The organism is Bdellovibrionales bacterium, assembly GCA_016714165.1.
Taxonomy (GTDB): domain Bacteria; phylum Bdellovibrionota; class Bdellovibrionia; order Bdellovibrionales; family UBA1609; genus JADJVA01.
Genome location: JADJNU010000001.1, coordinates 1,320,492 through 1,344,351 on the forward strand (window position 1 = coordinate 1,320,492; position 23,860 = coordinate 1,344,351).

Here is a 23,860-nt window from a genome sequence, read left to right on the forward strand (position 1 = left end):
CTTCTCAGATCAATTTGAGTTAATCAACAATGGCGCTGTTCTCGTAAAAACTTCCCTTCGGAATCAAGCTGGCGAACTCCGGGCATTAAAAAAATTTCTCTAAATTCAAGTTTCTCTGCTGTGCCTGGACTCCCCCGACTATTGCCATACTTTATGCTTTGAGCTAGTCTCCAGTTTTGGGAGGGTTTTATTCTTGTTAATAATAGTCAGACGAATTTTTTTATTCACCTTAGTTAACGTCTTCGTCGCCGCTACTATTTCGATCATCACATCCATTTTTGCGGCGCTGTTCAGCTTTGATCTGAGTCGTTACTCAGGAATCCTCTTGTTTTTTTGTTTTTCGGAATGGGTTGCGCTTTTGTATCTCTCGCTCTTTCAAAAATTCTATCCAAATGGGTGTTTGGGATCAAAATCATTGATCCCGAGACAACGGATCCCGTTGGCAAGCAACTCATTGAAATGGTTCTCGAGTTGTCGAACAAGTTGGGACTTTCCAAAATGCCCGAAGTAGGTGTTTATGAGTCGGAAGAAGTGAATTCTTTTTCGACTGGTCCATCAAAAGACAATAGCCTGGTGGCTCTCTCTACGGGTCTCGTACGAAGAATGAGTAAAGATCAAGTCGAGGGCGTTCTTGCTCATGAAATTGCTCATGTTGCCAACGGAGACATGGTCAGCTTGACTTTAATCCAGGGAGTCGTGAACGTCATGGTGGTGATTCCCTCAAAATCAATCGCGAAGGCCTTTAGCTCTCCCTTTAAAAAGGATTCCACTCGCAATATCATTAACTATTCATTGTTTATGAGCCTCCAAATCGTCCTTGGCTTGCTTGGAATCCTGGTGGTAAACTATTTTTCTAGAGATCGCGAGTTCCATGCGGATGCTGGTGGAGCAAAACTTGTGGGACGCGAAAAAATGCTCTCAGCCCTTGTCGCCCTATCTAAGTCAAGAGAGCTTATTGACCCCAACCATACCTCTTGGGCATCACTCAAGATCTCAAGCGAAACAAAAAAATATTTGAAGTTACTCTCGACTCATCCCCCCATGGACGAACGCCTACACAAACTCGAAGCAACAATTGCCGGATCTTGAATACTGTTTTGGGCCATTTCAATTCTTGTGAGTCCACTAATAAGGGAATATCATCAAAGTCATGCGTGCTTTTTTGCCTTTCTGTCTTATTGTAGTCATTTTTTTGGGCTGTTCCACTCACCCCGTGGATATCCTGCCACCTTCTGAATTTGAATATTTGCCCCCAAATCTTGATTTTATCGGAGACAGAGATCGACAAAGCTTAGATCTTCAACTGCTTGGAGTTGCGGCCAAATACCCAGGAAAAAATGTGCAGTGGTGGTCTGCCTATCGACGCGCCCGCCTTTGGGAAAAGGATAAACCGGGAACCTCCTGTCTTCTCTACCTTGATCTTTCTCAAAATCCACACTTCCCTATCAATCAGATAGCCCTTTTAAGGGCATTTTCCACCTGTGATCGTGATGATTTGGCAAAGTTCCGCATTGACCGCCTAGATCAAAGACAGTTCCCTGAGTGGATTAAGCCATTGTCTTTGGATATTGCGCTCCGAAATTCACGTCGAGACAAAGACATCGAAGCCAACTATGATTTGGCTCTTCAAAAATCAAAGTTGGCAGTCAGCTACGAAGAAAAAGTTAAGCTCGCTCAAGAGGCAGTTAATATTGCTCCAGCTCTTGCGGACCCAGGAAAGTTGAATCTCGCTCAAGCGAGGCTCTATCGGATCGCACCACGATTTAAACCCGATCCCCGATTTAACGAGTATCTGGACGTTGCCTACGATTATCGCAGAGCGAGAGAGTTCGACAAAGGCGAGACTCTTTTATCAGAAGGTCTACGATAGCGAACATTCTTCCTTTGACAACAAAGTCAAAGCCATTAAAGGAATCCGATCGGCATATAAGGTTGAGCAGAAAAAACCGGAATATTTGCAAAAAACCCTGGCTTTGTCCTCTTACATAGAAAAATCTTGGCGCGCCCAAAAACGCCCTTCTAAATTGGTCACTCAACAATATCACGAAGCTCAAATCACATTGGCAAGAACCTATTGGACACTTGGGAAAGCAAGTTCTGCTCAAAAAATTCTTTTCTCCTTGGCTAAGAAACTCAAAGGAAAATACCCTCTTGATGAAATTTATTGGCTTCAGGGACGAATGGCAGAAGAGCGCGGGCATTACCAAGAGGCCTCCGAGTGGTTTGAAAAGGGGATTGGAGAAATTAACGAAAAAAAGCAGCAAGATTCTCTTGAGCGTATCCTTTGGTATCAGGCCTGGAACCTACGTAAACTCCGGAAATATTCGGAAGCCCATTCTGCACTTGAAGTCCTCATAACCAAGGCGGGAAGTGAATTCTCGCGCAGTCGCTACACTTACTGGTTAGCTATCACAAAAAAGAATCTCGAAAAATTTGACGAAGCTAAGATTCTTTTGGCCAGCCTCATCAAAGAGGATCCCATTGGGTATTATGGCCTTATTGCTCACAGAGAACTCCAAACACCTGTTTCTATACCTGGCCTCAACTCCTCTGAAGCCAAATCAATTGAAAATTCATTTTCTCCCTCTCAGTCGGATGATCTCATAGAAAGACCCTTTGTCGAATGGCTTATTTCTGTCGGAGAAAAGGATGTGGCCAACCTCTACTTAGATCACGTCTCTGCAAATTATCGAAAGAGACCAAACCAAGAAGAAGGAGGATGGGTTCGACTTTTCCGCTATTATGCGAGCTCTGGAGTTTATTTGGGCCTCTACAATCAGTTGGGACTTCTCGAACCAGCACAAAGAAACTCTATTCTTAATCATTTTCCCCATCTCATTTTTCCAACTCCCTACAAGGAATATGTCGCAAATGCTTCCAATCGATATGGTGTTAGTTCTGATCTGATCTACTCAATCATGCGCCAAGAGTCAGCTTTTGATCCCATCGCACGCAGTCAGGCCGATGCATTTGGACTGATGCAACTGCTCCCTGAGGTCGCTAGAAATACGGCCAGACAGGTCCAATTTGAATTTGAAAATACGGAGGAATTGTATGAACCTCACATCAATATTCCTCTGGGTTCAGCTTACCTGCGCGAGCTTTGGGACAAGTTTAATGGCCAGTTTATTCTGACAGTAGCGAGCTACAACGCCAGCGAGGAGGCCATCTATGGCTGGCTGCGCACGCGCTTTCGCGGCGACACTCTGGAGTTTATTGAAGATATCCCCTATGAAGAGACCCGTTCCTATGTTCGCCTTGTCATGCGTAATCTGGTCTTCTACAGCCTCATCAATTCCGGAGGAAAGGCGATGCCATTCCCCGAATGGACACTGGCGCTGAGCATTCCCTCATCCCAGAGCAATCCGTGATTTGTCTCTCTGGGATTCTCCAAGAGGTTCTCAATTATTTGGGGCTCCGTCCAATATCCAATCCTCGATAGCTTGCCGCTCATGCAAGGGAACTAAACCCGAAGGGGGCATGGGATTTGCGGCATTGTTCATCCGACTGAGAAGACTACCTGAAATTGGATCAAACGGAACAAACACAAAATGATTCAACATATCTTGATAATTGAGAACATTCAAACCCGCCCTAGGATTGCTTGCTCCATGACATCCCACACAAGCGCGAGAAAAGGTTCCACCTGAAGCGACCAATTGGCTAAAGCGTGCTGGATTAAAAGTGGTTGTCACCAAAGAACCAAAGCTCATTCCCATTGTATCTGAGTCGTTGATCATTCTTTCGCGAATCAAAACTTCAGTAGACAAATCGCGACTCTGGTTCGCCGGGACTTTCCGATTGACCGATTTCCAGGTCGTTCCTTCCTCATATATTATCCCATTGATGACGATCCGCAAATCTGTGATCTGCAGAGCCATCCCCCCAGCAGATAATTTTGGGTTTCGAAAATTATAATTCATTTCGCCGGTGGGTGTAGTGAAAGATCGCACCTCAATCTGAAGTTTCGCACCAGCAAATGTCGAGTTTCCCGGGGCCATTTCCGTCTCCAAATCAAATATTTTCACAACATAGCTACTCGTCGCAGAAATAACTTTCTCAACAGTTGCCAAGCGCGGAGTATTTGGCGGCGGATCTCCAGACGGCGGATCCTCATCGTCTCTTTGGCTATTGGTCAAACATTCATTGTATTGATTCTCCACCTCAAGCCAGGCAGCCCTCGTGCTATCAATAACTCCTGAATGTTGTGAACCCGTGTAGGGGGCTTTATGTGAAGAATTGACGGCAAAATCAGACACTTTTTGAAAGCCGGCGCCTGAAAAAGCGTCAAAGGACAGCTCTATGTTACTATCGGCGAAGGCGCCTTTCCCCTCGCCACCGCTCACATGGCAATTTATGCAGTTGGCTTGCAAGAACGGTCGGTAGCCACTTTCAAATTCAGCGCGGAGCAAAGCTCCACAAACGCCTCTTCCGTAACCCAATTGTTCTCCGCCCTTTTCAAGTGAACCGTCGCTGTGGGTAGGCGCACACCCAGCCATTAGAAAAAAAATACCTAATGGAGCCACCGTCCTCAGACAATAAGTGACAAACACATCAAATGCTTTCACTCCTTTTGACCTCATTGGCATCTTTAAATTCCTCACTCCCCGGTTGACGTCGCGAAAAACAACTGAACCCTAAAATCAAAACAAGGTGATATTTGCCAAATCTGCTGAGCTAAAGACGGTTGGTATGACTTTACTTACCAAATTCAATTGTCCTGAAAATTTGAGATAGTTAACAAATACGCCAGCAGCTGCCCTCTCCGCTGTTCCTCCAGTTGTAAATTTATCGTTTGCAGATTGACCGGCAGTGAAATTTCCAAGCTGAAAATTCTTCGTCGGAGGCCTTCCGGCGGGATCATATGCCACCATATAGACGACTCCTGCACTGCCTCTGTCGCTATTCCAAGGGGCTGTCGTCGAATTGGAAACTGTCGAGGAACAGGACCCATCAGTCGTCACGTAGATAAATACCTTTTGCTGCATGAGAGCCGCCGTCTGCAGGACGCGACCGATGAGTTGACCGGCCTCTCGGTCTCGGCCGTCACCACCCGAGCGAGTGTTGTCATGATAATCAAAGCCGCCCAATTCCAAACTGGCGGCGCTCGCATTGCCATTAATCGTATTATAAACCATGGATCCAAAAACAAGGGCCTGACTATTGTCAGCAGCTGCGCCGCATTCCAGACCGCCGCAATACCCCGACTTGTCTGTCGAAGATCCAGCGAATCATTGGTTGAACCAATAACTTCATTGTTTTTTTGACCTGCACACTCAATTAGATTTTGAAGATTCTCGCCTCCACTTAAGTTGGCAAGATTCCGAGCCTGCTCCATACTCAGTTTGTCGATAGATTTAAAAAGCGAAATTTGTTGATTTCGATTCAGTCTGCCAAGTGCGTTTGTGAACCCCCCTGCCGCGCCAACCAAGTCTTGATACCGGCTTACCACCAGTGGCACCGGAGGCTTGACAAAGGCCTCTGACTGATTGATTCCGGTTGCGGACCCCTTGCGACCGAGTTTTGGCAATTTAGCACCGACCCGTCCGGCCGCTGCCACCATTCCAGATGCATCTATTTTGTTTGAATCAGTGTCATCACGTAGCACGACATTGACTCCAACAAAGGCTGTTTTATCCAATGTGGATGCCACTGCCGTCTCCTTGATTCCCGCAAGTAATTTGGAAATCCCATTTCCTGCAAAAGGCACATTCCCAAAAGCGCGCTCAATTGGTAGACTGCCCCCAGCTCCCAAACCCATTTTGTCGTAGGAAGGCAACAACTGTCCTCCTGCGTCCATCGGGACGAAATTGGATCCAAGAGATGCTCCGCCCGATAAATTGATGGTAATAAAGGGAGCCAGACCTCCAGCAGCAAGACCTGGGGCACTTTCGCATGTTGCTGCGAAAGCCACTTCACTCCTTGCCAAAACATTGGAAATCGATGGGAGAATCAAAAGCCCTGAAAATTTGAGCAATCCCGACGATAGAAATTCACGACGAGTTGTAGGAACTCCATGACCTTCTAAAATTTTGAAATGACCTTCCTTGATTAGCTTTTCAATATCAGACTTCTTCACATCCCTCTCCTTGGTATGTATCCCCATTGCTCTTCGAACTTCATCTCTTCAATCTATCAAAACACATCACAAACATTTCGGAATTCCTCTTTTATAAAATTCCCCTTCTACAAGGTAAACGCATCCAAACTCGCTATCATCGCCGAGCACAAATAGAGCGCAACAACTTCAGTATCCTTCGCTGCTGTTCCTCCGGCGCTCACCGCCTCAGCTAGGGCAGATTGCAATATCTGAAGCTCAGCATCTGTCTCATTTCGCCCCCAAAATGAGCGCGCCAGTCGACGGATACTATCTGCGCGGCCAGCATTGCTAAAGTTTGTCGGACCGGAACTAAAATTAACTTGAACGTAAATCCTTCTGTCAGCAGCTGCCTTTGCCTTTTCTTGAACTATTAAATCGCTGCAAACTTCGCCCCCCACGGAAGCAAGTGCCATGACAATCGGAGCATTCACTGAATTTGCCCTGCCGTTCTCAGAAAATGTGGTTTTCTTAAGGTCGTACATAGCCACAGTGGCCGCACTAGGCACATCGACTCCGGCAACTGACATCATATTTTGTAGTACCTGCCCTGAATGCAGAACAGCCACAGTGCGAGCGCCTTCAACGATCTTGAGGTCACCGTTTGTATTCGACCCTTGCTGAGGAGGAGGATCCTCAATTTCCTCTTGGACGATTTGGGCCTTCGGCTTTTTATAATGGTGAATAAAGCTATTGTTACAGCCCATAGCGAACAAGACAAAAAATGTCCATACGTAGGTCTCGATTTGAAGATTCTGTCTCATTGTTTGCAGTTCTTCTCTACCTTCCATGATTATACTCCCTTTCCTCTACTGACCGAGACAGGAACCTTGAATGGCAATTCGCTCAAACAGCCACTTAAGATTGTATTTATTGTTCTCAAATGCCTCCGCAGTATCTGCAATCAGCTGACTCTCCTCAACCGTCGGATGCCGCTTACAAACTGAAGAATAAACTTTATTTACAATACATCGACTAAAGGCACGTGAATTTGAAACCATTGTTCCAAAGGATTTTATCCCCGAGCCTTGAATAGCGCCTCTCCATCCAAAGTATTTAAGATTCGATCCACGAACTGCCTGATTAACCCAAGATGCGTCTTTTGTTTCGTATCCATCCGGGAACACGTCCGCATTCGCATTGAGTTTATTTGAGACTCCAGTTGATGATCGTTTCATTTGATTTTCCCCGTTTCCTGCGGACAGGATCTGTCCGTACTTTACTCTGTTGTTCTCAAAATCTACTTGAGCAAAAGCACCTCTCAAAGGATCCATTCCGGTATGACATCCTTTGCAAGTCGTTTGATACTTGATATTTGAACCACCCGGATAGCGATCCACATCTCTTCCAATTCTGGCATCTGAAGAGGAGGTGTCCGCCCACTGCTCGATCGGCACGCACAAAAATTCCCGAAACGTGAATTCAACCAAGCGCCGATTTGTCCCCGCAACAGCGTGAGCGGCCAACCACCCGCGAGAGGTCAGTATCCCCGCCGGGTCGGGGTTGGCGACGGGAGTACCTTGGGGGCCAATCACCTGCTGCCCATCCACTCGTTGAATCACAGTTCCCAATGATAGACCCAAGCGATCAATTGCTTCGTAATGCAGGTTCGATAGCAACAGATCTCTAGCCACATCCTGCGGTACATTGGTAGCCAATGAAGCATCAGCTTTATAGTAAAAATTCCCACTCAACAGAAGGCGCGCATCAAGCTGATCACGAGTTGCGCCAACCACTGTTGCAACAAAATCAGTCAGGGGAGCTCTGAGGGTCTCCTCCCTCGTAGACATGAGAGCAGCGAAGTCCCTGGCTGTGATATCATAAAAACTCACTTCTTTAGTGATAAGAGCGGCGGCCTGACTGTCCATTTTATTTAACAATAGATCTTCTACTTCATCGAGAATCGGGTGGTCGATGGGAACGCGAACACCGGCCAAGCGGTGATACAATATAGCTGCCTTGAGGCGCGTAGAACTAATTGCCTCATTTGGCTTGGGAGTCACTTGTCCAAAAGACAGTCCGAATAGGCTCGCAGAGGCCAATTGAAAAAGTGAAGACAATGAAAGCTCGCCCGGGATATCTCTGTTCTCCAAATTTTGCGCCTGGACTTGAATGCATATGACGAATCCAGCAAAAGCCGTGCAAATTAGATGACGATGGCCATTCTCTCGATCTCTGCCTTTGCTTGAATCGATGCCTTCGCGATTTTCTATCTCTATCAAACGTCTGTTGCCTTCCATAGCAAACCTCTTTCATCCCTAATTTTTTTTGGACAAAAGGGTTTTCTTCCCGGTTGTCCATGTACAAAAGCCTGAGATGTACGCCTTTTATTAGTGCACATCTCAGTCCACCCCCAAATAAAAAATAAGAGGAAATGAAATGAAAGTAGCTAGACAGTGTCTGGAATCCATACAGAAAAAGCTTGGAATTTTAGAAATTCTCTGTCGATATTTTAGGCGATATCCTTGAAAGCGATCAACAACTGGGTACGCACTCGCTTTCGCGGCGACATCCTCGAGTTTATCGAAGACATCCCTTATGAAGAAACTCGCTCCTATGTTCGCCTCGTCCTTCGCAATCTCGTTTTTTACAGCCTCATCAATTCCGGAGGAAAGGCGATTTCATTCCCTGAATGGACACTGGCATTGAGCACTCCCTCGTCACAGAGAAGTCCATGAATCTTCTCGTTCAACCAAATGAGTTCATGAGACTTGTTTGCCTAAAAAGAGCACCTTAAGGTAGCCCTGCAATTTGGCATTATTTTTGAGTGATCCATAAGCATGATTTATTTTCCTGCTAAGAACATAAGCGGAGCTCTCCTTACTTTCTACATCCTGATCAATTCCCAAACAGCTTTTGGCATAGCACAATGTAGTCGAGTACTGATTGAGCTTGAAGGGAAAGAAACCCTAAATCACCACGATGACTTAATTTTTAACGAAAGCCCCAAGAGGATCATAACGTACTCTAAAAATTCGAAGGATTGGGTTGAAGCGAATTCTACTCAGCTCATTGAAGCATTTAGACTTATCAGGAAGGCAGAAAACTTCAGAGACAAACAGTGCAAAGGGAAGCGAGGAGCACGAGAATCTCTCCCCAAAGAGTGGGAGTCCAATGGCATAAGAGTCTCTTTATTTCAATCAAGATTTTTTAAGGTAGTTATTGGAGAAAAGGTTCTTTTTGTTAAACCTAAGAAGCTTAGCTACCTCAATCAATGGCACAATGGAGTTGATGAATTCATTTCGGCACATCGAGCTAGAAATTTGATAGAAACCGCCCCTGCGAATTTACAAGAGCTTAAATTTTATGAGCCCATTTTTGCATATGAAAGTAAGATTACGGGAAGAAAGTATATTGCATCATCCTTTATTGATTTGCAGATTTTGGCTACACATGAGGAAAATATTGATCTCCCCGAACATAGAGAAATCCTCAAGGTAAGTGATGAATTGTTGGCCTATCTAAATGCACATGAAAAGGCAGATGGGACAGGCATGGAATATGGTGATATGGGCTCAGCCAATATCTTGTATGACCCTTCATCGGGGCAAGCCACTTTAATTGATGTGAATAGGTTCCCAGATAGATCTGATTGCAATTGATATTTTATCTACGGAAAAGTCCCTCAACAGAGATCGAGAAATTTCTCATCTTCTAGAAACGGCGTGAAGAGTAACAGGCGGGGCTCTGTCTAAACTCTCGACAGTTCTCAGACAAATAACCAATTTCTTGATCCTATCTGCAAATAATTACTTCATAAAATCAGCGACTTAGTCGCCTGCCCGGACGGCACCAGCCTTGCTCTTACTCAAGTTAACGAAATGAAATAAACCTGTGCCCACATTTGGGAGAGAGCGCAACATGACAACCAAATTCAAATATTTGAGCTTCCTCACCCCGATTGTCATGCTCGTTTCAACCGGTCTTTACTTCCAAATTCAAGAGGTCCATCAAGCCGAAATGACAGATTCTCCAAGCAAATCAAGCCAGCGTCAAACCGAGCTTGGAAATGCCATTCAAAAAAAGAATCGAGCCTCAAAAACTGAGAAAAATCTCATGATGAATGACCAAGCCGTTGCCCAGAAGTGGGGAATTGACCTGACTCACGCAACAAAAGCTTGGGAGAAATTAAATGCCCGAGGCGAAGGGGTTGTGATTGCAGTAATTGATACGGGAATCGACACTCGGCATCCAGCTCTACAGTCCAACTTGTGGGTGAATGCCGGTGAAATCGGTTTTGATTCTAAGGGAAAAAGCAAATCATCTAACGGAATTGATGACGATAAGAATGGTTATGCGGATGATGTCCATGGTTGGAATTTTGTTAGCAATACAGCCGATCTCACCGACAATCATGGCCACGGCACTCATATAGCAGGAATCATCGCAGGAGAGGGAGGAGACAGCCAAAGTTTGTTTGGTGTGGCCCCCAAATCAAAAATAATGGCCCTTAAATACTATGATCCCGGCGCTCCCGGATTAAATAATTTAAAAAATACCGTTCTCGCTATCAAATATGCCATCGCGATGAAACAGAAAAATAATATTTCAAAATTAATAATTAACTACTCGGGTGGAGGATTAGAGCCTAGTTCCGAAGAGAAAGCAGCTGTGGAACTCGCTCAAAAAAATGGAATTTTATTTATCGCTGCGGCAGGAAATGAACGTTCAAATTCAGATCAAAAGCCCTATTTCCCCGCTGATTATGGTGTATCAAATATTATTTCTGTAACGGCTATTGACCGAGATCGCAATATATTACCTAGCAGCAATTTTGGCGCTCACAGCGTCGATCTTGCCGCTCCCGGAAATGATATCTATTCATCTCTGCCAAATGGACAGTATGGCTTCATGACTGGAACTTCTCAAGCCACTGCCTTTGTAACGGGAGTTGCAGCTCTCATCATGTCCTATAATCCTGACTTCAAGCCTGATCAAGTCCGTAAATATCTCACCCAAACCGGGGATCTTGATCCAAAACTCGAGGGAAAGACGATCTATCGTAAACGCCTAAATACCTACAACGCTCTTGTTACTCTCGACCAAGGAGTTGGTCTGACGGGAGTTATTGCTGAAAATTCTGTGAATATGAAACCCTTCCAATTTTCTGCAGATCCGCAGGCCCTCGAGGATGAAGTCAAAACAAAAAGACCCAGCGAACAGTTTGTAATTTCCGGTCGAGCAATTATGCAAAAAATTATTAAGTCCAATTGAGTTAATTCATTTTGATTTAATTCAATTTAATTCAATCAAATTCAATTTAATTCTGACATAATTCTATAGAGAGTTCGGATTGTCGTCTGTCTCAAATTGAAACATTTATTTCTCTAAATGAAATGAATCCAAGTGATCTCAAAAAAAGGCTAATCTCGCTAACCGATCTTGTTTTTGTCACTAGACGATTTCGTACACATTCTTCCTGTTGGTATGCGCCCCAATGAGGCCAATTTTGGCATGGTGGTTGCTTTTTAACCTATATAAAGACTGCCTATTGGGGAAATGGTGAATTAATTGCTGAAATCGTACGCACTTCTTTTGAGTTCAATTTTGGTACTGGGTTGTGGAAGGAATTTCCTTCCAAGGTCTTCTCAATCCACAAACGGAGAAAATGGCGTCCAATTCGAGCCTCCATTGGCGCCAAAATCATTTCTGATTGCACGCGCTGATGTGCGCCTCATTCCTTATAAGTCGATTGAATCGAAAATCAAGTATTTGATCGCCGACCTTCCTGCATCCGTTCTACAGCCCATGAGAGCCATTAATTTTCAAATGAGTGATTATGATTACTCCCAGGGGATCTCCCCCGAATCTTCCTGGGGAAGAACCAAAATGTCAGACTGGATGACTGCCCTGATGCCAATTTGTCAATCTGTCCAACTCCACCAACAGTACACCTTCCCAGCCCAAGCGATTGGCTTTATTGAGCGGGCTTATGGCCGAAATAAGTTGGCGACTGACGATCAACTCATAACCGAGGTCACAGCAATTGCAACCAATAACGACGAAAAAATCGAGCTCCTGTGTGTCATCGTTCTGAGCTCAGCAGAATTTGTAGGTCAATAATGAGAATGATCAATCTGATTGTCTATTTTTTCTCTCTGGCTCCGCTCATGGCCGCTGTTGAGTCTAGAGCTGAAGAGGCCAAGGTATATCCGAGCGAGGCCATTGCGTTCTATTTGAGGCAAGTATCCAGTACGATCATTGGAAGACCACTTAACCCTGAAGAAAAAAAGCTCATTGAAGAAAAGCGAATTGAGGCAGTCGCAGAGATTATTGACCAGTGGATGTCCTCTGGTTTTTTCATCACCTCTGTTCGATCAATGCTTGAAACTCAACTGTCCGTAAGCGGGAAGGCAAATGGAGTTAATTTTAGTCTTCCCGGAAATCTAGCAGCTTACCTAGCTCAAAATAAACTTCCTTACTCATCTATTCTCACAGCTGACTATTGCATCGGAGATGATGGAAAGAAAACTCCCTGCGATACAGGAGCCCCTTTTTCAGCAGGAGTGCTAACGACAAAAGCCTATATGGTAAATGGCAAGGGTCGATTTAATTTGCGGCGAGCTCGAAAAATGCTCAAGCAGTTTGCTTGCAAGCAGTATCCCTTGAACCGAACATTGCAAATTCCGATTTTGAAACAAGATTTAATCACAATGTTTCAGGATGATCAACCGCCAAACACGGGAGAACAATTCGGAAACGGTACGGCTTGCTATAGCTGTCACGCACAGTTTGGCGCTCATGCGCAATTCTATGTAAAATTTGATTCATTTGGAGTCTACCAGGCCTCCGCGACAGGAGCTCAGGATACAACTCCGGGAGTCGAGGCAGGTCGCTCGAAGAACAATCTCTACACGTCCCACCTCAATACATCTGCAAAGTCATCTGAGGAGTCTCAAATGTTTGGCCACAATGTGAGTAATCTCGCTGAGGCGGCCAAGGTGATGAGTGAAAGTCCCCTCTTCCTCCAGTGTGGAATTCGCAACGTACTTCAGTATTATTTGCGCCTTTTACAGAATGAAGCTGATGATATCAATGATGACCTCATTGAAACTATCCACCAAAAAGTATTGAGCGAATCCAAAGATCCGACGTTTCAACAGATCATAAAACAGGCTCTCATTCATCCATTGGTCATTGAATCAGTACTTAAGGCAGGGAGAGATAAATGAAATTTCCTCCGTTTGAGAACATGGCTCCAAATGATCGTCGCGATTTTCTGAAAGCACTGGGAACTGTTTTAGCACTTCCTTTTACTCCAAAGGCAGTGCAGGAAGGTATTTCAGAAATTCTTTTTGGCTCAACCTGCTATGCTCAAAGCTTTCCAGAGAACCAAGCTACTTATTTTATCGAGATAAATCTTCGGGATCAATTTGATATTGGCCACGCCATTGTACCACCAGGCATTGCAACACACCCAGGGCTTAAGCGAGGAAGTCTAGACAATCAAGTGGTTCTCTATGACAATCCCAGCAGCCTATTGAGCGCCGGGAATAGATTTTTCCTTACAACCGAAGGCCGAGCCCTTCAGCCATACCTGGACAATATTGCTGTGATCGATACTTGCGAGTTGGGAATTGGAGTCATTCACGGACATGAAGCCTCAAGTGCACTGCGCTCGCCGGGTCGCAGTTTTACTGCCGGCGCCAATCGAGCTCCTATGTTTAACTTAGACACTGCTGATGGAGATGGCGGAAACCAACAACATTACAGTGCTACACCGACCCCCGCTGTTCTCCACAACTATTATCAAAAGCAGCTCAACTCGCAAATTAAAAATGCAGTTGCATACAAGGGAGTGAGGCGACCTGATCACACGATCTACCATCATTCGGCAAATCTTTCCAACGCCCAACCCGATCGCTATCAGTCAACGGCGACCTTCTTGGCAGCTTTTAATGGTTTGACAAATACCACCGAAACGATTCTCTCAAAACACGGGGCGACTATTGCAAACCTACTAAAGAAAATTGACGAGAATTTTCTCGCAAGTTTGAAATACGGAGAACAGGCGAAGATCAATCATGGACAACAAATCACAGGTCTAGGAGTTGATCTCAAAAATCGTACAAATGTCACTCCGATTAACATTGCCCTATCTCCTGAAGAAGTTAGTTTTTGGAGCACGGGAATCACTGATATTCCTCGGGCAGATTATGGACCAAAAGCGCCTCTCTGGGAACAGACCGCTTATGCTACCAAACTGATTCAGAACAATGTGGTAAAGACAATTGCGCTCGAATATTGCTACATAGACGTTCACGAAGATCGCAATGAAACAATTTTGCGATCGCAGGCAACCCAATTTGCACTTCCACTGGCCAGAATGATTCAAGAACTTAAGAAAGTCGGAAAATTTGATAAAACCGTGATCGCTATTTATACAACAGACGGCAGTAGATCTCCAGCCAGCGAATCCTATGGAACCAACAGTAAAAATAGCGTTATTCTGGCAGGCGGTCGCATTCGAGGTGGTTATTACGGCGACGTAAAGGTTGCCGGTGATCTTGGAAACGGACATCAATTTAGCTATCACAAGCCAAATGAAGCAAATGGTGTGGCTGTTGCCGTTGGCGACACTGCTGGTGGAGGGCGCACTTCCGGAGCCAGTGTTTGGAAAACTGTCGCTAAGGCTCTTGGCATTTCTTCAACGCTTTATAACAGTTACACAGATGTGCAGAACGCCCCGAGTTTGGATTTTTTACTTCGTACCTAAAGTCAGGGGGAAGACCCGGTGCAAAGGACAAGATTAGTTATATTTATTTTGGGATGGATCGTTCTGAATATCTTTGTGTCTTGTGATGCTCATCACGAAGCACAACAACTGAAACTGACTAAGGAACAACTCCAGACCAAATCAATATCGATTCTTCAAAAAGAATGCGGGGCCTGTCATGAGAGGGGTTCGACTTTTAGCAGTTTTCAGAGTATTTCGAGCATTGAAGAAATGGAGCAACTCTCATTCTTAGTTCCTGGAAAACCCGCAGAGTCGCCCCTCTACACATCAATCACAACTGGGTATATGCCCCCAGGTTCAAAATTATTCATTGAGGATCAAAAGACACTGCAATTGTGGATCGAATCACTGGCAGGGGATGATCCCAATCCCTCCTATGATCCCACAAAAAATTTTGGCAAAATTTATGTTGGTGTTATCGAAGCCTATCAGTGTCTCAAATGTCACGCTCAAGGGGCAAAACAGATCTTTACAGTTACAAAAGTATATCCAATTACATCGTTCCTTTGGCTCCCGAATTCAGCCAACTCTACGTGACACTAAAAACTCCCGATGGCGCCGACCACACGGTCTCCAAAACAGATTTGGACGCCATTGAGCAATGGATTCTTGATGGAGCTTCGTTTCTTTAGCGAAAATCAAAAAGCAAGCTCCCGCCGCCTCGATACATCAAAATGAGAATTCTCATCTCTTGGCAAAGGCCAATGTAAAGAAGATGAGAGCAACCCCCACGCCGACCATATTTCTCCATGGCTCTAAAAATAAACCAACAGTGATAAGGATCACGCTTAAAAGAATAATAAAATTGGAGAGATTCCAAGAGTACCTATTCAGAACTGCCTTTTTCTCCCCCCTGATTGCCGCGGCCGACAACTGACTGAGAGCAAGAATTTGAGTTCGCATTTTATTTGCAGTCTCATCTCCCGAATAGGCCGCCAGTATTTTTCCATATTGCCGAGAGGCATAAACCAGATTTCTCTCGCCCTGACAGAGACGAATGAATTTTTGGTGGCATTCTTGATCATCATACTTATCAATCAGTGTTGCCCAATAGGCCCGGAGTTCCTTCGAAGCTGGAAAGCCCTGCTCTTCTTCATCACGTAGCTTCTGGAATGCTAAAAACTTCTGGACCAATATCCCACAATGAGGACACTCCTGAATTCCACGAATGATTGGAACCTTGCATTTGGGACAAGGATCCGTAGATAAATCAGGGCTCTTGTTTGCCGGCTTACCCAACAACGGAGGTCCCGGGCTTTTTTCAGCTGGAACTTCAGGCTCTACAGCCTCCTTCAAATCATGACGTGGCGCATTTTTTTGAATTTCAGATGGCGGTTTTGGCCCCTTTTCCTGCCACTCGAGCCGATTGCCAATGATCTCACCCGTCCGTCCCACCGATTCTGGAAAGGCCATCCAGAACTTGGTTTTGCAATGAATGCACTGAAACTTTGGCTTTGAATTCATGATCTCTTCCGGGTCAATTGCATAGAGCTTTAAGCATTCCGGACAACGAATCTTTATGGGACTATAGACACCTGGAGGCTGCGGCATATTTTCTGGAGATGATGGATAAAGGTTTTCCAACTGACGACCCCTTCCCTTTGGTGTAGATCTATACCTATGATTGGAAATATTATGGAAAAAATCAAATCATCACTGATTTTTTTTCGCCTACCCCTCTTAAGTGGTCTCCTTATCGGAGTGAGCTATATCCCCTTTCCTCCCTGGGCTGCGCTTTTTGGCCTCGTTCCTCTCTGGTACTTCTGGTGGCAAAATCCCAGACCTCGAATTGCTTTTTGGGGTGGATGCGTAACTTCCTTTGTTTTTACTCTGATTGGTTTCCACTGGGTTGCCCATACCTTCCATGAGTTTGGCCATATACCTTGGGTATTGTCCCTCTTAATCCTTCTACTTTTTTGTTTTTTGGGCCACCTCCATTTCGCCCTCGCTGGATGCTTGTGGGCCTTTTTGATCGGCTCTCACCGCTCACGAGTCTCTGTGAGGCTCATCCTACTGCTTCTTCCCGTATTGACAATTCTTTGTGAGCACTACTATCCAATGATTTTTGCTTGGAATTTCGGCTACACCTGGCTTTATTCTCGAGTCCCACTCTATCACACAGCAGAATGGATCGGTTTTTCAGGACTGAGCGCCTGGGTTATTTTCACCAATTTGGCCTTCTTCGTTGGACTTCTTCGTCTCAAATCGGCTCGGCCCTGGTGGCCCCCCATTGGCATAGCGGTGGGACTCTTTTGCGTCATGATTTTGGTCGGACTTGCCTTGGAAAAGCGGTTGCCGACACCCGACAAGAAAGTTGGAATACTGACAGTTCAGGCCAACATTGGAAATCTCGAAAAACAGTACGCTGAAAGGGGTTGGGGATTTCGTGACCATATAATCGACCGCTACACACAACTCAGCCTCAAGGGACTCGCTGCTTATCCTCGGGAGGAAATTGATTTTGCATTGTGGCCGGAAACGGCCTTCCCCGACCAAATTGTGCCGAGGTCACTTGAACGCGGGTACTCTGCTCGACTCACAGATTTTTTGAGGAAGAATTCGCTTGCCTTGGTAACGGGGGCCTACAGCGAAGATCTTATTCAACGAAAGCCAACCAATTCGCTTTTCTCTTTTACGGCAAATGGCAGCCTCACAAACCCACCTTACCACAAGACCTTGCTATTGGCTTTCGGAGAATACACTCCCTTCGGAGACATGTTCCCAGCTCTCAAGCGAGCACTCCCTCAAGTTTCAGATTTTGCCCGCGGATCGGGGCCCACTTTGCTTGAACAAAACGGAGTGCACCTGGGCGCCCAAATCTGTTACGAAGGGCTTTTCCCAGAATTCACTCAGGGGCTGGCCAATCTCGGGGCCCAAATAATTATCAACGTCACAAATGATTCTTGGTATGGAAAATCCTCTCAACCTCACCAACATCTCTATATGACGCTGGCTCGTGCCATCGAGTTTCGACGTCCGATCGTCCGTTCAACCAACACGGGCTTTACCACTGTTGCCCAGGCAAATGGTGAAATCATGGAGATCTCTCCCCTTCATCAGGAATGGTTTCACCTATTTCGAATACCTTATCGCGAATTTCCTTCTTCGACCTTTTTTCAGACGACAGGTATCTATCTGATTCCCACGATAATCTGGATACTTTTTTTTATTTCACTTGGAGGAATTTTTTACTGTGTCCGATTTAGAAACAATTGATTGGCAATACATCGTTGAACGATTGGAAAAATTAGCTACTTCAGAAGCTGGAAGGGCGGACCTGTCCCGAACGAGTCCCTTGGCAAGCCCAGCTTCAGCTCAAGAAAGCTTTCAAGTTATCAGCGAAGTTCAAAATATCATTGAGCAAGGACAACGTCCCTTTATGGAGAGCCTTGATCTGTATGCGACCTGGTTTCCTCGTCTCAAAAAAAATGCCACATTAAAAACTCTGGAACTGAAGGACGTCAGGCATTTTTGCATAGAAGCCATCGCCCTCAAGGAAATTCTTGAACCATTTCATGGTTCTTGGGTCACCCAGAAAAAATCTGAAATATTTGATGCTGAAAAACCACTTTCGGCTATTGATCAAATCATGACACCAGATGGAGATATTAAAACTGAAGCAAGTGAAGAGTTAGCAAGGCTCTATCGCGAAAAAAACCAACTCAGCCAAGAAATCCAAAATCTGTTAGACAGACTCGTCAAGCAACACGAACTCGAGGGAATCCTCCAGGATCGGTACGTGACAACCCGTGAGGGACGTTGGGTCCTGCCGGTCCGAAGTGGTATGCAGGGACGCTTTGAGGGAATTATTCACACTTCCAGCCAAAACAAACAGACTGTTTTTATGGAGCCCAAAGAAATTATCGCTCAAAACAATCGCATTCGCGAACTGGAAGTTGCGATAGAAGACGAGATTGAGAGGCTTTTGAGAAATCTCACTGATCTTCTTGCCAGCCTCGCCCTTGCAATTGATCAAACAAAAGGAATCATGGCTGAGTCCGATGTGAGGTTCGCTCAAGCCCACTTTGCGAACCAAATGCACGCTTCAGCTCCGCGATTTTCAGACAACTCCATTGAACTGGTTGAAGTACGACATCCTATGCTGGTTCTCAATAACGAAAATGTCGTCGCCAATTCCGTTCGCCTCAACCAAGCGGAACGAATTTTACTCCTCTCTGGACCCAATGCCGGCGGAAAAACTGTGCTTCTCAAGGCCATAGGTCTGGCCGCTCACATGGCTCGTTGCGGATTATTGATCTGTGCCGAACCCGGCTCAAAACTCCCGTTTTTTACCAAAGTCAATATTGCGGTTGGAGACTCCCAAAGCGTTGACTCTCATCTGAGTACTTTTGCCGCCCACATTAATATATTAAATGCTGCGACTCAAGCCGATGGCCTTAACCACCTTCTCCTGATTGATGAGATCTGTGGATCGACTGACCCCGAAGAAGGATCTGCACTTGCTCGCTCCTTTATCGAAACTTACTGCAAGAACTCTGTCTTTGGAGTGATCACATCTCACCTAGGTCCCTTGAAAACGGGTTGGAGTGAAGACAGTGGAGTCATTCACGGAAGTCTTGAATATGATAGCTCTACCAGCCAACCCACCTACCAGCTCATTATCGGGGTCCCCGGCCAATCACTCGCTATCCAAACAGCGCGTCGAGTGGGCGTGAATGAAGTTATTATAGAAAGAGCCCTCCAGTGCCTGAGTCCGGAGAGGAAAGCATTCCAGCAGCAACTGGAAAATCTTGAGTCCGCAAATTCCGAAATTGAAAGAATAAAAAAGCGGCTCCAAGATGAGTTTCGAGAAACTCAAAAATCAAAATCAAAATACGAAGCTCTCGTTCAGAAATTTCAGAGAGACCGAGAATCGATGCTAAGCCAGGCCCTCAAAAGAGCTGAACAAAAAGTAGAAAGAATGATTGAAGTTGCACAAATCGATCAGACTTTTAAAAAACATGAATCTCTTCAAAAAATAAAGAGCCACCTCCCCAATGTCATTAAAGCCACGGCGAATTCGACATCAATTCAACGAATCGAAAGTCCTGAAGAATTCTCCCGCAGGTTTCCTCCCGGTAGTCGAGTTTTCGTACAAAGTGTAGGTCGGGATGCAGTTATTCAGGGAGCTCCAAACGCCAAAGGGGAAGTTCCAATTCTTTCAAATTCGATGCGCTTGATGGTTCCCTGGCAATCGCTTCACATCCCTCAGCAAGCTCAGAATCCAACCGCCGATGTAATCAGAAAAACTGCTAAGTTCTCTTATTCAGCCAAAGATGGAGACCGCATCGTAGACCTACGCGGGCTGACTGTCGAAGAGGCTCTCAACCAACTTGAGCTCCAACTGGATACGGCTGCCTTAAATAAGGAGGAACGGGTGAAACTGGTTCATGGCCACGGCACTGACACTTTAAAAAGAGCCATTCGCAGCTATCTTTCTCGAAGCGTGTACATCAAAAAATGGAGTGCAGGAACTCAGAACTTAGGAGGCGATGGAGTCACTTGGGCCGAACTCAACGACTAGTAGCCTCATTGGACAAAAACTGGGGACTGAATTTTTCAGGATTGCAAGCTTCAGCTTTTATTTTAAATCCTTGCACGACAATCGGAGGCTCCACAATTTGACCGACCATGCAGGAAAACACTCTCAAAAAGCTATGTCCCATGAGCATGGCCTCTTTGTTGGCTACGCGCATAGCAACGACAGTGCCCTGGTCGATTGAAAAAAGCAATCGGCCGGATATTTCATTCTGAAACTTAACCTCTTTCATTTTTGCATCTATTATTGCGACCTCGCCGGATATTTCAAGTTCGGCGCATCGGCCTTTTCCGCATTGATGCAAACCCTTAAAAATGAGAGTCAGGTCAGCTCTCAATGGCACTCCGTTTTTCATGCTGATCCACTCGTGCTGAATCGTCCAAGTATCTCCTATAAGAACGGCCTCCCGAGACAACGGAACAGGAGGAACAAAAAAGACGCTGGTGGGGGGATAAAAGCCCGCCTGTAAAACCTCTCCCGATTCCTTGAGTTTGAATTCAATTAATTCGTTTAGCTCGGGAAATGCTAAGTCATGCAAATCAACCTGACCATCTTTCTCAATCGTCTCCGCATCGAAAACAATCACGCCGTCTGCTTGACTCTTGAAACGAGACTCCACCGTAAACGCGACAGCTTCTTCCTTGCGCCGAACGATCTGACCGTCTTCATGAGTCTCGGCGGTTGAGGCAGAATAGTACCAAGACTTCTCTTTTCGCCCCACCACACCTTTTAACTTGAGAGGAATGGGTTGCTTCTCTTGAAGGCCCCGAGGGCCTTCGCCGGCCGTATCGCCATTCTCCACAGAACCACCGCGAGGCAGGCTTGCGCAGCCAGCAAAAATCGTCACGCAACTGACCAGAACTGCTGCAAAAGCAAAGAAAGGCAATCGATTACACACGTTTAAGCTCCTATGAATGAGGCCAAACCGAGAGTATTCTGGCGATCGAAAGGGGTCAATCTGATTAGAAATCGGAGCGTCTCAAGATGAGACACCTAGTTATTCTATAACACATTGAAATTATTCGTTTATTTTAATTTTAGAGATGGCATCGACATTGCTTTTGTAATGCTTGAAAGTTGAAAGATTGAACTGAGGAGATAGAAATGCCTACGACAGATCAGAAGCACCAGGGACAAAAAAGATCCAATTTGAACTCCCCTCAACTGGCCTTGCTGGCTTCGCTCTTTGCTCTCTTTAGCACGACGTCCTGTGGCCCATCTAAGTCAGCCTTACCTGCTTCCAGCACCACTCAAGGAAGCCGCCTCCCAAGCACTCCTCCTACCAACGGTAACGCCGCCGTAGCCGACTGCAATGGAGCGACAAACGCCTCCCTTGAAATGGAATTCCAATTGAGCTCCTATTATATTCCAGGAACCGGTCAGGCCTCTATGGACTTGATTCGAATGAATTTCAGTCAAATTCCCGGTAAAATCATCACCTCCGATACCCATTATATTCAGTTCTTTCGATGGTATGAGGATACCCCAGGACAAAGAGTTCTCAACTCAGCACCGGTTAAATTCTATTTTCAAAGCAGAACCACCGGAAATCTAATTAATAGCGATGATCCTCAGGACAGAATCTCCAAAGCCATCATTCAGAATATGATCGTTAAGGAGAAGGACAGAGGGGGAGCCGCAGGAGTCTCGCTCAATAATTTCTTTCAGGCCTATATTGTACTTCTCACTGCCATGGACATTCAATTTGATGCAATGACAACAGCCCTTTACAACACAGACAAGGGAACCACGGCCATTGGCTGGCAGGATGCACTCATCCCTGGATTTCATTCCAACCCAAACACTTATGCGGCATCTCACTCGGCTCCAAGCCTGCAAGAGCTGCATCCAAACTGGGCCTCCCGGCAGTCCAATTTGTCCGAGCAGGATTATTTCAATAATACGGAAAAATTCTGTCAGAAATTTCTATAGAAATTGATAGATTTGCCCCTTTTAGTGGCTCGATTCCTGAACGACTTCTTCGGCCTGCAAATTCTCCCCGTGACGATAACGATCCACCAAGCTGCGATCTCGCGTTGGAAAAGAAAACAAAAGGGCATGACTATTGGAAGGTCCATCCTCTATCGTCACGACGATATACCACAGATCTGACTTGCCCCCTTCATCTGGATACTCCTTGATAAAATTGACAAGTAAATTTCCCGTGGAATCCGCAGAACGCCAGATTTCATCGGCCTCCTCAACTGTATTCTCGCGCAAATGGGCAAAAAGGACAAACTCACTTTCCCTTATGTCCTTATCTATACGCAACTTCTGCATCGCCTCATAAAGTCCCTTTGCCAAGTCGTCGTTCTCAGAGAGAGCATCTCCCTCTAGGGCGCCCATCGGTATATTTTGTAGAGACCGATCGTAGACCAATTCTCCCCGACAGTACTTTTCCACCAAATCAATATCCCGCGATGGAAAATGCAAGTAAACAAAACTCGGTATGTTGTTGGTGACGTAACATATGGCCACGTGAAATAAGAGCTCATCGTTTTTTTCAACAGCCCCTCTCTTGACCTTTTGAGAACCTTTAACTGGCTCTGAGAACTCCTTTATATAGACCATGAGGGTCTTTCCAGAGATTGTTTTCTTGTCCTCCCAGACCTCGTCGGGGGCTTCTAGAGTCAGGCTCAGGTTCTTTTCATAGGAAGAAAAATCACCTTCAGATATGTCGCGAGCGGGTTTCCTCAATTTAAAAAATTCAGTTTCAAGAAACCTGATCTCGCGGTGGAAGTGGTTATAGAGTTCATCCTCAGAACCAAATACCAAGCCCTGTTCCTCATCTATGATAATCTTGGATGCCGCCAGATCGGCACTAGCTGAACTCTGCCGACTGTGTTTGGACATGACACACCTTCCTCTCGCTGATCACTGAACTGCCTCATAATGAAACAGTCCCTTTTATACTCTACCCCCCCTGGGTGCCCACTTACTATTTTAGGGTTACCGACAATACATGTCAAATTCCCTGGTTTTCTCTTGCAAGGAATCGCGAAAACGAATGAAATCCAGATGAGAATCAACCATAGGAAGGTTGGCTTCCTATGCTTCCAGAAGAGACATCATTGGACGAAATTGAGACATTGTTAAACCAGTCTGTATGCGGTATCCACGCGCTTTTTGATCATCAGCGCATTGCCGAAATCATGAGAAAACCCACCGAAAATCTCGATTTTTTCCGGTTTTCTAACCTCGAAAAGATTCAAACGCTATTTTCTCGGTTTGCAGTTTGTCGAACATTTTTGGAGAGACAGCAATTTCTATTGCACCTGCCCACAGAGGACTACGAGACCTTCGTCCGGATCTACTTCCATATTCTCGAAAACACCGTGCTCGCTAGATCCAACTTTCGCCACTAGCCACTGGCCGAAGTGACCGCTCCTGATTCTGTAAAGAATCCTCACTCGGCTAGATCGCTAACACCTCTTGAATCTCTCATTTACGGGACTGACGAGCAAACCGCATGGTGCGATTGATTGAG

21 protein-coding genes are annotated in these 23,860 nt (G+C 45.5%); 13 read left to right on the forward strand and 8 right to left on the reverse strand.

Annotated features, from left to right (window positions below):
• Positions 1-345: 345 nt before the first annotated feature.
• The 3 genes from htpX to IPJ71_05905 all read left to right on the forward strand — a co-directional run bounded on the left by htpX (position 346) and on the right by IPJ71_05905 (position 3,371).
• On the forward strand, positions 346-1,089 hold the full coding sequence (gene htpX, locus IPJ71_05895) for a protease HtpX (GenBank protein MBK7843216.1): 744 nt from the start codon (positions 346-348) through the stop codon (positions 1,087-1,089).
• A 61-nt stretch (positions 1,090-1,150) separates the two neighbouring features.
• Positions 1,151-1,870 (forward strand): hypothetical protein, encoded by a 720-nt coding sequence (locus tag IPJ71_05900; protein MBK7843217.1) that lies wholly within the window; start codon positions 1,151-1,153, stop codon positions 1,868-1,870.
• Positions 1,800-3,371 (forward strand): DUF3808 domain-containing protein, encoded by a 1,572-nt coding sequence (locus tag IPJ71_05905; protein ID MBK7843218.1) that lies wholly within the window; start codon positions 1,800-1,802, stop codon positions 3,369-3,371. Before IPJ71_05900 ends, IPJ71_05905 begins: the two co-directional genes overlap by 71 nt.
• Before the next feature lie 30 nt (positions 3,372-3,401).
• Here IPJ71_05905 and IPJ71_05910 read toward each other — a convergent pair whose 3' ends face one another.
• The 5 genes from IPJ71_05910 to IPJ71_05930 form a co-directional block, all read right to left on the reverse strand.
• A complete protein-coding gene (locus IPJ71_05910) occupies positions 3,402-4,568 on the reverse strand; it encodes a hypothetical protein (protein MBK7843219.1) in 1,167 nt (388 codons plus the stop codon).
• A 75-nt stretch (positions 4,569-4,643) separates the two neighbouring features.
• Positions 4,644-4,988 (reverse strand): hypothetical protein, encoded by a 345-nt coding sequence (locus tag IPJ71_05915; GenBank protein MBK7843220.1) that lies wholly within the window; start codon positions 4,986-4,988, stop codon positions 4,644-4,646.
• Positions 4,961-6,079 (reverse strand): hypothetical protein, encoded by a 1,119-nt coding sequence (locus IPJ71_05920; GenBank protein MBK7843221.1) that lies wholly within the window; start codon positions 6,077-6,079, stop codon positions 4,961-4,963. The genes IPJ71_05915 and IPJ71_05920 overlap by 28 nt, the downstream gene beginning before the upstream one ends.
• Positions 6,080-6,186: 107 nt before the next feature.
• A complete protein-coding gene (locus tag IPJ71_05925; protein MBK7843222.1) occupies positions 6,187-6,888 on the reverse strand; it encodes a hypothetical protein in 702 nt (233 codons plus the stop codon).
• Between the two features lie 18 nt (positions 6,889-6,906).
• Positions 6,907-8,337, reverse strand: coding sequence for a hypothetical protein (locus IPJ71_05930; GenBank protein MBK7843223.1), 1,431 nt, complete (start codon positions 8,335-8,337; stop codon positions 6,907-6,909).
• 225 nt (positions 8,338-8,562) lie between these two features.
• Between IPJ71_05930 and IPJ71_05935 the strand changes: the two genes are divergently transcribed.
• From IPJ71_05935 to IPJ71_05965, 7 genes are all read left to right on the forward strand, one after another.
• Positions 8,563-8,775: a hypothetical protein gene (locus IPJ71_05935; protein ID MBK7843224.1), complete on the forward strand. Its 213-nt coding sequence runs from the start codon at positions 8,563-8,565 to the stop codon at positions 8,773-8,775.
• Between the two features lie 102 nt (positions 8,776-8,877).
• A complete protein-coding gene (locus IPJ71_05940) occupies positions 8,878-9,699 on the forward strand; it encodes a hypothetical protein (protein MBK7843225.1) in 822 nt (273 codons plus the stop codon).
• A gap of 259 nt (positions 9,700-9,958) precedes the next feature.
• Positions 9,959-11,311, forward strand: coding sequence for a S8 family serine peptidase (locus IPJ71_05945; GenBank protein MBK7843226.1), 1,353 nt, complete (start codon positions 9,959-9,961; stop codon positions 11,309-11,311).
• Between the two features lie 321 nt (positions 11,312-11,632).
• Positions 11,633-12,160: a hypothetical protein gene (locus tag IPJ71_05950; protein MBK7843227.1), complete on the forward strand. Its 528-nt coding sequence runs from the start codon at positions 11,633-11,635 to the stop codon at positions 12,158-12,160.
• Positions 12,161-12,165: 5 nt separating this feature from the next.
• Positions 12,166-13,269 (forward strand): hypothetical protein, encoded by a 1,104-nt coding sequence (locus IPJ71_05955; GenBank protein MBK7843228.1) that lies wholly within the window; start codon positions 12,166-12,168, stop codon positions 13,267-13,269.
• On the forward strand, positions 13,266-14,813 hold the full coding sequence (locus tag IPJ71_05960) for a DUF1501 domain-containing protein (protein MBK7843229.1): 1,548 nt from the start codon (positions 13,266-13,268) through the stop codon (positions 14,811-14,813). Before IPJ71_05955 ends, IPJ71_05960 begins: the two co-directional genes overlap by 4 nt.
• Before the next feature lie 18 nt (positions 14,814-14,831).
• Positions 14,832-15,371, forward strand: coding sequence for a hypothetical protein (locus tag IPJ71_05965; protein ID MBK7843230.1), 540 nt, complete (start codon positions 14,832-14,834; stop codon positions 15,369-15,371).
• A 147-nt stretch (positions 15,372-15,518) separates the two neighbouring features.
• Here the strand turns inward: IPJ71_05965 and IPJ71_05970 are convergent, their stop codons facing one another.
• The gene (locus tag IPJ71_05970; protein MBK7843231.1) at positions 15,519-16,418 is read right to left on the reverse strand and encodes a hypothetical protein; all 900 of its coding nucleotides are present in this window, start codon (positions 16,416-16,418) and stop codon (positions 15,519-15,521) included.
• Between the two features lie 51 nt (positions 16,419-16,469).
• On the opposite strand from IPJ71_05970, the gene lnt reads away from it, so the two are divergent.
• Entirely contained in the window at positions 16,470-18,050 is a 1,581-nt protein-coding gene (lnt, locus tag IPJ71_05975; GenBank protein ID MBK7843232.1) for an apolipoprotein N-acyltransferase, read from the forward strand.
• Positions 18,028-20,358, forward strand: a complete 2,331-nt coding sequence (locus tag IPJ71_05980) for a Smr/MutS family protein (protein ID MBK7843233.1) — start codon at positions 18,028-18,030, stop codon at positions 20,356-20,358. Before lnt ends, IPJ71_05980 begins: the two co-directional genes overlap by 23 nt.
• Here the strand turns inward: IPJ71_05980 and IPJ71_05985 are convergent.
• On the reverse strand, positions 20,348-21,271 hold the full coding sequence (locus IPJ71_05985; protein ID MBK7843234.1) for a hypothetical protein: 924 nt from the start codon (positions 21,269-21,271) through the stop codon (positions 20,348-20,350). The two genes, IPJ71_05980 and IPJ71_05985, sit on opposite strands and share 11 nt — an antisense overlap.
• A 206-nt stretch (positions 21,272-21,477) precedes the next feature.
• On the opposite strand from IPJ71_05985, the gene IPJ71_05990 reads away from it, so the two are divergent.
• A complete protein-coding gene (locus IPJ71_05990) occupies positions 21,478-22,305 on the forward strand; it encodes a hypothetical protein (GenBank protein ID MBK7843235.1) in 828 nt (275 codons plus the stop codon).
• Positions 22,306-22,326: 21 nt separating this feature from the next.
• On the opposite strand, the gene IPJ71_05995 is transcribed toward IPJ71_05990, so the two are convergent.
• Positions 22,327-23,226 (reverse strand): peptidase, encoded by a 900-nt coding sequence (locus tag IPJ71_05995; GenBank protein ID MBK7843236.1) that lies wholly within the window; start codon positions 23,224-23,226, stop codon positions 22,327-22,329.
• Positions 23,227-23,860 lie beyond the last annotated feature (634 nt).

Excerpts from the sequence above, each read along its gene's own strand:
- IPJ71_05945 (MBK7843226.1), top strand. The coding sequence starts at position 9,959 with ATGACAACCAAATTCAAATATTTGAGCTTCCTCACCCCGATTGTCATG.
- IPJ71_05915 (MBK7843220.1), bottom strand. The coding sequence starts at position 4,988 with ATGCAGCAAAAGGTATTTATCTACGTGACGACTGATGGGTCCTGTTCC.
- htpX (MBK7843216.1), top strand. The coding sequence starts at position 346 with ATGGGTTGCGCTTTTGTATCTCTCGCTCTTTCAAAAATTCTATCCAAA.
- IPJ71_05990 (MBK7843235.1), top strand. The coding sequence starts at position 21,478 with ATGCCTACGACAGATCAGAAGCACCAGGGACAAAAAAGATCCAATTTG.
- IPJ71_05960 (MBK7843229.1), top strand. The coding sequence starts at position 13,266 with ATGAAATTTCCTCCGTTTGAGAACATGGCTCCAAATGATCGTCGCGAT.
- IPJ71_05900 (MBK7843217.1), top strand. The coding sequence starts at position 1,151 with ATGCGTGCTTTTTTGCCTTTCTGTCTTATTGTAGTCATTTTTTTGGGC.
- lnt (MBK7843232.1), top strand. The coding sequence starts at position 16,470 with ATGGAAAAAATCAAATCATCACTGATTTTTTTTCGCCTACCCCTCTTA.
- IPJ71_05995 (MBK7843236.1), bottom strand. The coding sequence starts at position 23,226 with ATGTCCAAACACAGTCGGCAGAGTTCAGCTAGTGCCGATCTGGCGGCA.
- IPJ71_05940 (MBK7843225.1), top strand. The coding sequence starts at position 8,878 with ATGATTTATTTTCCTGCTAAGAACATAAGCGGAGCTCTCCTTACTTTC.
- IPJ71_05955 (MBK7843228.1), top strand. The coding sequence starts at position 12,166 with ATGATCAATCTGATTGTCTATTTTTTCTCTCTGGCTCCGCTCATGGCC.
- IPJ71_05930 (MBK7843223.1), bottom strand. The coding sequence starts at position 8,337 with ATGGAAGGCAACAGACGTTTGATAGAGATAGAAAATCGCGAAGGCATC.
- IPJ71_05925 (MBK7843222.1), bottom strand. The coding sequence starts at position 6,888 with ATGGAAGGTAGAGAAGAACTGCAAACAATGAGACAGAATCTTCAAATC.